We start from the raw sequence: 8,900 nt of genomic DNA, 5'->3' as shown, positions 1-8,900 counted from the left end.
CAATTAAAAATTTACAACTATGACAAAGATTAAATCACTTTTGCTCGGACTTCTTATTCTGACTGTCGGAGTAACAGCTTACGGCCAAACAAATAGGTTTGACCTAGGCGTTGAGGGCAGCCCGAGTGTAACATTCCTACGTGGAAACGACTTTATTGATGATAACCATGAATCGGCAATTGGATTTTCTGGTGGGCTTTTTTTTCAGTACAATTTGAAAAAAGGTTGTTTCACTGCGGACAAATGTCGCCTTTGAAAGAAAGGGTTCTGTATTGACTTCACAGACAACCGACATCAATGGAAATCCTTTGGGAGAAATTACTGTAAACACTAATTTTAACTACTTGACTTTACCCATTCTTCTTCGGGCGACATTTGGAAAGAAATTTCATTACTTTATAAATGCTGGACCCTACTTTGGCTATTTAATCAAACAAAACTTTGTAAGTCAAGGGGATAATTTTCCCGTTACCACAAGTGACAACACCTCACTTATTAAACGTTTTGACACTGGCATTTCAACAGGACTTGGTCTTTCTGTTCCTATAAAAACAGCGTTTGCATTTTCATTTGAAGTGAGAAACAACCTTGGGCTTTATAACGTTAGCGCTGTGCCAGTTGCAAATATGGGAACTATTAAAACAAATTCAACAAACTTACTCTTAGGTTTCACTTACAAACTTGGGCAACGGACTTCAGATACAAAGTAACCTTGGGGCCTTCGACCGCCATCGGCATTGGGCCGCCCATGCGATCAGGTTTTACCACACTGGAGTGATTTTTTGACCGGATTTTTCTTTTCAAGGGGTTACCACGTCCGAGAAAAAGCCTTACTTTGCCGTCGGTTTTATCGATTCAAGAAATAGACCGGCTCCTACGCGCCAGCGAAAACCTTAAGCACTTGACCATCCTCTACACACTTTACAGTTCTGGAATGCATCTGGCCGAGCTACTGGCCCTACGGCTGACGGACGTGCATTGGGAGCGCAACCAACTGCTGGTAAGGGAAGGTAAAGGCCGCAAAGACCCGGTAGTGATGTTGAGCCAACAGCTCAAAGCCATGCTGCAACAGTACTTTGAGTCTTACCAACCCAAAGGATGGCTGTTCAACGGTCAGGACGGGGAAAGCCCTTATTCTCCCCGCAGCGTGCAGGCAGTGGTACGTGCCAGCGCCCGGCGTGCGGGCATCCACCGCAAGGTGACCCCACCTTACGCCACTGCTTTGCCACCCACTTACTCGAACGCGGTACCGACGTGCGCTACATCCAGGAGCTGCTCGGCCACAAAGACATCAAGACGACCCTGCTCTACACCCACGTATCGGATCAGCACCTACGCAGCACCGTCAGCCCCTTGGATGACTTGCTGGGTAGCGAAAAGCGCAAGTGAGATACGGGATAGTTGCGGGTATAAGGTAGTTCTCAGCAAGTAGAAAAAAATGAATATCTACAATCATAAATCGAATACAGATAACCAAAAGAAATTTTTAATTCCTAAGTCAGCAGAAATAGGAAATCAAAATTGGGTTGAAATTTCAATAGATAATGAACGACAAAAATTTGTTGCTCAGAGATTAAAGATAGAACAACCAAATAATACCGAATGGGAAGTTTATAATGACGCAACTTTTCCATCATCTCTTTTGAACGAATTTCTAAGAAGTGAAACTGACAGGCAAATAAAATGGGATTACATAAGCGGTTGGGAAGATAAAGGAGAAATAACACCTGAATTGCTTGTTAAGTGGGCATATGTGGAAAACGGATATTTCTCTGAACAAGATGAAGACTTAATGATGCGCAAACCTGAATTAATAAAAACTATGCATGATTTAATGATTGACGAATACAGCAATAGAAAGATTGATTTAAGCAAAATTCTGAAGTCATACGCAAAAGAAGTATATCAAAAACGTAAAGATAAAAAAGCAATTAGTGAATTTGAGAAGATTTTGAATTTTCGAATTGACAATAGCCTTCATGAAGATTTTAAAAACTATTTGAAAGAATTAAAAAAATAAACCTGCTGAGAACAATCGATATGGCGGCCAGCCCCTCCACAAGGTCGGGGCCGTCGCATATCGGGAGCGTTAGCCGCAAGTAGAAAAAGAAAAACTCCATCAATGATAAATTGGATACTACAAAAAAATCTGACCAAACCCGAAATATTAAAACGGATAAAAACTGTTTTAAACGGAGAAGATGAAATTTGGGAGGAAGTGGATATAATTCCTTTTTCAAATGAAATTCCTGAAATAAAAAACAAAGACACTTTTAAAATAATTTACGGTTCGACAACTTTCATGCTAAATGCTTATCAAAGCGAAGAATTAAGAGAAGGAGTATTCTTCGAGCCAATAAAATTCCAGATGACTAATTATGTCGATAAATGGAAAGATAAAGTTTTAAATTTTGACGGAAAATTGATGAGATTTGGCGAAATAGAGAATATGAAAAGTGAGCAAGAAAAAAAATGGTTTATACGACCAAACAATGACGGAAAAGAATTTAGCGGAAAAGTCGAATCATTCAAAAAAATAGTAAATTGGAGTAATAAAGTTTGTCAATTGGAATTACCTGAATTCAATAGAGATACGGAAATATGGATTTCTGAACCAAAAGAAATAACCAAGGAATGGAGATTATTTATTGTCAACAATGAAATAGTTTCGGCATCAAGATACATGAATGATGGGCAATTAGATGAAAGTGAAAATGACATTCCAAAAGAGATGATTGAATTTGCCCAAGAGCGAATTGATGAATATCGTTTGGAAGATATTTATGTAATGGATATTGCTGAAATTCAAAATGAATACAAATTGATTGAATGTAATTGCTTCAATGGAACGGGTTTCTACAAACACAACGTTGAAAGAATAATTCAATCGATAAATAACTTTGTGAAACGAAAAATAAAAAGGAAACCTGAGGCTAATAATGCATAACATGTTCATTGCGAGCAAAAGCTCGCAACGCCATTTATGCGGAACGTTACCTTCCATTAGAAAAAAGGAAAAAATGACAGTTGAAAAAAGAATAGAGCTTGCCAATAAATCACTAAAAGGAATCTCAATTGGAGACGCTTTTGGGGAAAGCTTCTTTGGTGAAACAGATAAAATGCTAAATTATATTCGAGAAAGAAAAATTCCAGAAACGAGTTGGGAATTTACGGATGATACTGTCATGGCAATTGCGGTTTATGACCAATTGAAAATAAATAATGAAATTAATCAGAATCAGCTAGCGAAAGAATTTGCAATTAATCACGAAAAAGATGTAAACAGAGGATACGGCGCAACTGCAAGAAAAATCTTAAGAGAAATTGGTGAAGGCGGAAATTGGAAAGAAATCTCTCAAAGTGTATTTGAAGGAATGGGGTCAATGGGAAACGGTGCTTCAATGCGAGTAAGTCCAATTGGGGCATATTATTTCGATGACTTAAATCGAGTCAAAGAACTTGCAATCAAATCGGCAGAAATTACTCATTCAAATATTGAAGGAATAACAGGCGCAATTGCAGTTGCAATTGGGACAGCAATTGCAACTCAAATAAAATTGAATAACGAAGAGATTGATCCAATTGAATTTATAAATAGAATTGTTGAGGAATTACCAGATACCGATACAAAATCTAAAATTAAAAAATCAATAGCAATTCCATACAGCTACAACATTGAAACTGTAAAATCAATTTTGGGGAATGGAAGCAAAATAATGGTTCAAGATACCGTTCCATTTTCGATATGGTGTGCGGCAAATAACTTGACAAATTTTGAAGAAGCAATTTGGAAAGCTGTTTCAATTTTAGGAGATAGAGATACAATTTGTGCAATTGTTGGCGGAATTACGATAATGTCAACGGATGAAAATCGAATACCAAAAGATTGGGTTGAATCAGTCGAAAAATTTGAAACAAGTGAATTTATGAAAAAAGAAAAGGGAAGGTAACAATGTGCATAACGTTCATGGCTCCCATTTGGTCGTCGCGCCGCATGCAGTCACGTTAGCCACCACCGCCCCCTCAATCGTAAGGAACAAGCTTCGTCACAAACAGCTACCCAAATCTCCCCCAAGCCCCATCAGCTTACAGCCGGATAAGTAAGCTACCAAAGCGTAATTAGCCATAGTTTTGATCCGAAAAATTTGGATGGGAAGATGGGAAGGTATAAATTCAATCACTCCCTAACAACGACTACCCTCCACCCCACACCCTAGGTGTTCCACCATTGCCAAATGGAGAACGGCAAAAGACAGGCTCAATCACCCATGAAAATATTCCCCATAATTTGCTTTTCATTGATGTGTCAATACTTCGCTCAAGGTAACCGTCCGACCAACCCCATCTTGCCAGCTTTCAGAGCCGGCCGGAACTTCGCAGGAACCAATGCGAAGACGCCATGCGTAATACCCCTGCCGATATCCGGCGAATTTTGAAGGACCAACTTACCAGCGGTCAAACCGTCGTTGCCTTTTGCCGGGGGCGCGGCCTAAAGATACCCACTTTTTATTCCTGGAAGAAAAAATATCTCCAGACTGGTAAAGATACCCCCGCTGGCTTTTGCCAGATCGTGCCGAAATCTGTTTCTGTTGAGCGGCAATTGCGGCTGCCAAGTGGGCTGGAATTGACGGTCACCGGGCTGTCGACGAGGGAAATCGCCGAATTAATCCTTGAAATCGACCGCACTTATGCTTAGTTTTTCTAGCCAGCAGCGGTATTTTATTTATCGTGGCGAAACCGATATGCGCAAAGGATTCAATGGCCTCAGCGGCTTGGTGCGAAACCACATCAGCCACGACCTCCTTAGCGGCGACGTATTTATCTTTCTCAACAAACGCCGTGACCGCATTAAGCTGTTAGTGTGGGATCGCAACGGATTTGTCGTTTGGTACAAAGTACTTGAACAGGGAACCTTTGAGTTACCAGCTGCGAACAATACCTCGCTGGAGATGTCTTGGACCGATATTTATCTTTTGCTCGAGGGCATTGAAATAAAATCGGTGAAAAGAAGAAAAAGATATGTAAAAGCTGCGTGAAAATACGGTTGACCTCATATCTTTGCTGCATATGGAGGTAACTGTTTCCAAGGCTGATTACGATGCGATGGTAGCCGAAAAAGATGGGCAAATTAACGCGCTTCGTCATAGGCTAGAGCAGTTGGAACGATTGATCTTTGCCGCGAAATCCGAACGCTTTGTACCTGCGTCCGCGCCCGAACAATTAGCGCTTTTTGATACGGGCGCGGATGCGGGTGCAGTGGAAGTTGAAAAGCAAAGTATCACCTACGAGCGGAAGAAAAATAAGGTTCATCCAGGCCGGACGCCGTTTCCTGATCATTTGCCTGTTAGGCAGGTAATTATTGAGCCGGATGAGGATACCAGCGGTATGGTCCGCATTGGCGAAGAAGTTTCGCGCAAGATTGATTATGTTGCGGCGGTGCTGGAAATCGTCGAAACTATCCGCCCAAAATACGCTCGTCCAGTAGCCGACCAAAGCGACGATAAACCCGCCATCGTTATCGCTGATTTACCCGACCAGGTGCTTCCCAAAAGTATGGCGGATGCGGGATTGTTGGTTTTTATTATGGTTGCCAAATATATCGATCACCTGCCATTTTACCGGCAAATCGAGATGATCAAGCGAGACTTCGGTTGGGCGATCCATAAATCGACAATGGACGGCTGGTTCGGGGATTCTTGCTCCCTACTAGAACCACTTTATTACGCCCTGCAAAAAAACGTACTCGATACCGACTATTTGCAGGGCGATGAATCCCGGATCTTGGTTCTGGAATACGGAAAAGAGAAACCGAAAAAAACAAGTTCGGAGAAATTGATTGCCCCATCCAAACGGCACCTGGGTTATATGTGGGTGTTCCGTAATCCGGTCAGCGGAAACGTATTTTTTGTTTACCGAAGTGGACGAGGAGCCAACGTTTTGCACGAGACGCTGGGCGACTTTACTGGTCTGCTGCAAAGCGACGGCTACTCGGCCTATGAGAGCTACATCAAAAAACACGACGTGGAACTGGTCAGCTGCCTGGCGCATATCCGGCGTAAGTTTTTTGATGCGCAGAAAAATAACCTGAAATTGGCCGAATTGGCGCTGAAAGCCATTTGGTACCTTTACCGAATAGAGGCAATCTGCCGAAAATATGGCTTAAGTCACGAGCGTCGCCTGAAAATGCGCCAAAGATATTCTGCCCCTGCTTTCAATGCCTTGCTGGAATGGGTGATTTTTCAGCAAAAAAACAACCTCAGTAAAGGTGCCATCGGTACCGCTTTGAGCTATGCGAAAAATCATTTGCCTAGGCTGCGTCATTACTTGGAAGACGGCCGCATTGAGATCGACAACAACCAAATTGAGAATAAAATCCGTCCGCTGGCTCTGGGGCGCAAAAACTATCTGTTTGCTGGTTCCAATAAAGGCGCGCAGCGGGCGGCTATGATGTATTCATTTTTTGGATCCTGTAAGGCTAATGATATCAACCCCAGCGAATGGCTGCGTGATGTGCTGTTGCGAATTGGCAGCCATCCCGTAAATCAGCTGGTAGAGTTGCTGCCCGCACAATGGGAAAGTGAGCGGCGTGCGGCGGCGAAGGGGTAGTAGACGCTTTGCTGCATGGGGCGTTGTTTTGGGCAAAGGTCGGGTGCTGGTTGGGTGGGAGCAAGATGTGGTTGGTCGGACGGTTACCGCTCAAGCCCAACCTCCCTGCGTCATCTGTGATGTTGTTCGGCAGATTAAAATCGAAGGTATTGATGCCCAGCTAAAGGACAGCATCCTGCACCACCAAAGGTATTATCCGGATACGAGTGATGCGGATCATATTGAATATTACAGCCTGACGCTGGATTCAGTAAAGGGGCAGGCGAGAATAGACTTTGGATACGAAAGCGGGCAGCGCGCCTACGCGGTGGATGAAATCAAGCTTTTGGAAAAGACTGATGGAAATTTTAAAGTACTCTACTCCCACTTCACTGGTGCCAATTCCACCGTCAATCAGAACGACCTACTGGTCTTTGACTACAAGCCCAAAACGAAAAATTTGACTATTGACAAGGTGGCAGCTGCTTCTTTAAGTGTTGGGTTTAAGGACTTTTTTACCGCGGGTACACCTGATTCAGTGGCAAGGGATTTTGAGGCAAATGCGGATATTTACTGCAGCTTATTTCATGAAGCTGAAAATGGCATCATCTTTAGGTTGGTAAATTACCTTCTTTCGGGACCGCTTAGGGACAATAAATATTTACTCGGCGAAGTCATTGGTTTTAAGTGGACGGGTGATGAATTCGTTAAGTCGGAGCCCTATTTTGAGGAGTGAAATTGAAAACTGCTGAAATGAAAATCCGTAAGATGGAACGCTGTGTTGAAGTTTATCCTGCTATACTAAAACCATCTTGCGATGTGAAAACAATAATTTAAGAAACAAACCACTATGCTGAACAACCTCAATCAAAAAATCCCCCCCACCTACCTTAAAATTGACCAAGCAACCAAGGAAAGCGGTTTTACAATGGCTTCCGATATCTTGACTTGCTCTTTGTTAAAAACCCTGGCCGCTGCAAAACCCGCGGGCAAATTCCTTGAACTGGGCACAGGAACAGGGCTATCGACAGCTTGGATACTGGAGGGGATGGATAAGAATTCCACTTTGATTTCATTCGACCACGACGAGAAGTTTTTAAGCATTGCTCAACAGTATTTAGGGCAAGACGAGCGGTTGGCATTAGTCCTTTCGGATGGAGAGGATTGGGTAAAAAACAACTTGGGGCAGAAGTTCGACTACATTTTTGCGGACACCTGGCACGGAAAGTACCTGCTACTGGACGAGGTACTGGAAATGCTGAACCCTGGCGGCCTTTACATCGTAGACGATATGCTGCCGCAATCCAACTGGCCCGAAGGACATGAAGAAAAAGCAATCAATTTTGTAAAATACCTGGAAAGCAGAAGAGACTTGACATTGACAAAACAGAATTGGGCGACGGGGATAATAATTGCGGTGAAAAAGTGAGCAAGTGCAGCACTAGCCTACATAGCTTAGCGGCCAGCAGGAGTTTGCAACTTCGAGCACAGAAAAGCCGTAAGTTTGCGACTTAACTGATTGTCGCAACTTCCAAATGCAGCATCAGATAATTGATAACCCTTGGCAACAAAAAAGACAAATGTACAAACTAGTTTTCCGCATAATATTGTTATCCATTTCTGAATGGATGTCAAAATTATTTGGCCAGAGTAGTCCAAGGCCGAAATCTATTTTGGAACAAGAACTGGAAAAGCGAGACCCAACCAAACCCATAAAATTCGGGCATAAGTGTATCTGGGCGGCAGTTAAAACGGAAGACACGAACAGTCTTTTGAAAGCTTTACGATTGGAGAAACAGCGGAAGGCAAATTGGGTGGAAGGGAAATTGCAAGCAAGAAACGGGGAAATTTTTGTTCTGCCACCAATTGAAGGTTGGATTTTAATTTTAGGTTGGGGTTTGCCAGAACCTGGTTATATGGAGGGACGTGAAAGAGCACAAAGATTTTTAAATGGATTGAGCCAAAAATTTGGTGAAGCGCAGATGTTTGGCAACTTTCGAGGGAGCGGATCGGCCTTCTGGATGAAATCTGTAGATGGCAACACGGAAAGATTATACTACATAGGAGATGGCAACAGCTTTATTGAAGGAGAGCCAACCAGCGTTGAAATGAAATGGGATTTGATTGATACCAATAGTAAAGATGCCGAGCAAGAAGAGTATTGGGAAAAGATGCTTTACCCCGATGCAGAACACGTGCTTGAAGTAGCCAAAGCATGGAGTTTAAACCCAATGGAATTAGAGGAAAAGGAAAATGTCGGGGAATATGGCTATCTCGGACGATTAAAATTAAAATAAATTAAGGGGAGCCAAGGT

At 42.7% G+C, this 8,900-nt stretch carries 11 protein-coding genes and 1 pseudogene; all 12 read left to right on the top strand.

What is annotated here, in order from left to right; translation table 11 throughout:
• Window positions 1-19 precede the first annotated feature (19 nt).
• The 12 genes and pseudogenes from H9S92_RS11755 to H9S92_RS11700 all read left to right on the top strand — a co-directional run bounded on the left by H9S92_RS11755 (window position 20) and on the right by H9S92_RS11700 (window position 8,882).
• Complete coding sequence (locus tag H9S92_RS11755; RefSeq protein ID WP_187466914.1) at window positions 20-256, top strand: hypothetical protein; 237 nt, start codon at window positions 20-22, stop codon at window positions 254-256.
• A 16-nt stretch (window positions 257-272) separates the two neighbouring features.
• A complete protein-coding gene (locus H9S92_RS11750) occupies window positions 273-710 on the top strand; it encodes an outer membrane beta-barrel protein (protein WP_246463820.1) in 438 nt (145 codons plus the stop codon).
• A 125-nt stretch (window positions 711-835) separates the two neighbouring features.
• Window positions 836-1,389 (top strand): annotated as a pseudogene (locus tag H9S92_RS11745) (tyrosine-type recombinase/integrase).
• A gap of 49 nt (window positions 1,390-1,438) precedes the next feature.
• Window positions 1,439-2,020, top strand: a complete 582-nt coding sequence (locus H9S92_RS11740; protein WP_187466913.1) for a hypothetical protein — start codon at window positions 1,439-1,441, stop codon at window positions 2,018-2,020.
• Window positions 2,021-2,122: 102 nt separating this feature from the next.
• Window positions 2,123-2,947 carry an ATP-grasp domain-containing protein gene (locus H9S92_RS11735; RefSeq protein WP_187466912.1) on the top strand — a complete coding sequence of 275 codons (825 nt, stop codon included), beginning with the start codon at window positions 2,123-2,125 and terminating at the stop codon, window positions 2,945-2,947.
• 73 nt (window positions 2,948-3,020) lie between these two features.
• Entirely contained in the window at window positions 3,021-3,950 is a 930-nt protein-coding gene (locus H9S92_RS11730; RefSeq protein ID WP_187466911.1) for an ADP-ribosylglycohydrolase family protein, read from the top strand.
• Window positions 3,951-4,399: 449 nt separating this feature from the next.
• Window positions 4,400-4,696 carry an IS66 family insertion sequence element accessory protein TnpA gene (gene tnpA / locus H9S92_RS11725; protein WP_187466910.1) on the top strand — a complete coding sequence of 99 codons (297 nt, stop codon included), beginning with the start codon at window positions 4,400-4,402 and terminating at the stop codon, window positions 4,694-4,696.
• Window positions 4,689-5,036 carry an IS66 family insertion sequence element accessory protein TnpB gene (gene tnpB, locus H9S92_RS11720; protein ID WP_187466909.1) on the top strand — a complete coding sequence of 116 codons (348 nt, stop codon included), beginning with the start codon at window positions 4,689-4,691 and terminating at the stop codon, window positions 5,034-5,036. Before tnpA ends, tnpB begins: the two co-directional genes overlap by 8 nt.
• Before the next feature lie 31 nt (window positions 5,037-5,067).
• Window positions 5,068-6,606 carry an IS66 family transposase gene (gene tnpC, locus H9S92_RS11715; protein ID WP_187466908.1) on the top strand — a complete coding sequence of 513 codons (1,539 nt, stop codon included), beginning with the start codon at window positions 5,068-5,070 and terminating at the stop codon, window positions 6,604-6,606.
• Window positions 6,578-7,321 carry a hypothetical protein gene (locus tag H9S92_RS11710; protein ID WP_187466907.1) on the top strand — a complete coding sequence of 248 codons (744 nt, stop codon included), beginning with the start codon at window positions 6,578-6,580 and terminating at the stop codon, window positions 7,319-7,321. The genes tnpC and H9S92_RS11710 overlap by 29 nt, the downstream gene beginning before the upstream one ends.
• A 114-nt stretch (window positions 7,322-7,435) precedes the next feature.
• On the top strand, window positions 7,436-8,014 hold the full coding sequence (locus H9S92_RS11705) for an O-methyltransferase (RefSeq protein WP_187466906.1): 579 nt from the start codon (window positions 7,436-7,438) through the stop codon (window positions 8,012-8,014).
• A 106-nt stretch (window positions 8,015-8,120) separates the two neighbouring features.
• Complete coding sequence (locus H9S92_RS11700) at window positions 8,121-8,882, top strand: hypothetical protein (protein ID WP_187466173.1); 762 nt, start codon at window positions 8,121-8,123, stop codon at window positions 8,880-8,882.
• Window positions 8,883-8,900: the final 18 nt, after the last annotated feature.

It is taken from the genome of Neolewinella lacunae, assembly GCF_014349155.1.
Classification (GTDB): Bacteria; Bacteroidota; Bacteroidia; order Chitinophagales; family Saprospiraceae; genus Neolewinella; species Neolewinella lacunae.
The sequence above is the reverse complement of the archived record's forward strand: the minus strand, read 5'-3'. Positions and strand labels throughout refer to the sequence as shown.

Excerpts from the sequence above, each read along its gene's own strand:
- H9S92_RS11755 (WP_187466914.1), top strand. The coding sequence starts at position 20 with ATGACAAAGATTAAATCACTTTTGCTCGGACTTCTTATTCTGACTGTC.
- H9S92_RS11740 (WP_187466913.1), top strand. The coding sequence starts at position 1,439 with ATGAATATCTACAATCATAAATCGAATACAGATAACCAAAAGAAATTT.
- H9S92_RS11735 (WP_187466912.1), top strand. The coding sequence starts at position 2,123 with ATGATAAATTGGATACTACAAAAAAATCTGACCAAACCCGAAATATTA.
- H9S92_RS11730 (WP_187466911.1), top strand. The coding sequence starts at position 3,021 with ATGACAGTTGAAAAAAGAATAGAGCTTGCCAATAAATCACTAAAAGGA.
- tnpA (WP_187466910.1), top strand. The coding sequence starts at position 4,400 with ATGCGTAATACCCCTGCCGATATCCGGCGAATTTTGAAGGACCAACTT.
- tnpB (WP_187466909.1), top strand. The coding sequence starts at position 4,689 with ATGCTTAGTTTTTCTAGCCAGCAGCGGTATTTTATTTATCGTGGCGAA.
- tnpC (WP_187466908.1), top strand. The coding sequence starts at position 5,068 with ATGGAGGTAACTGTTTCCAAGGCTGATTACGATGCGATGGTAGCCGAA.
- H9S92_RS11705 (WP_187466906.1), top strand. The coding sequence starts at position 7,436 with ATGCTGAACAACCTCAATCAAAAAATCCCCCCCACCTACCTTAAAATT.
- H9S92_RS11700 (WP_187466173.1), top strand. The coding sequence starts at position 8,121 with ATGCAGCATCAGATAATTGATAACCCTTGGCAACAAAAAAGACAAATG.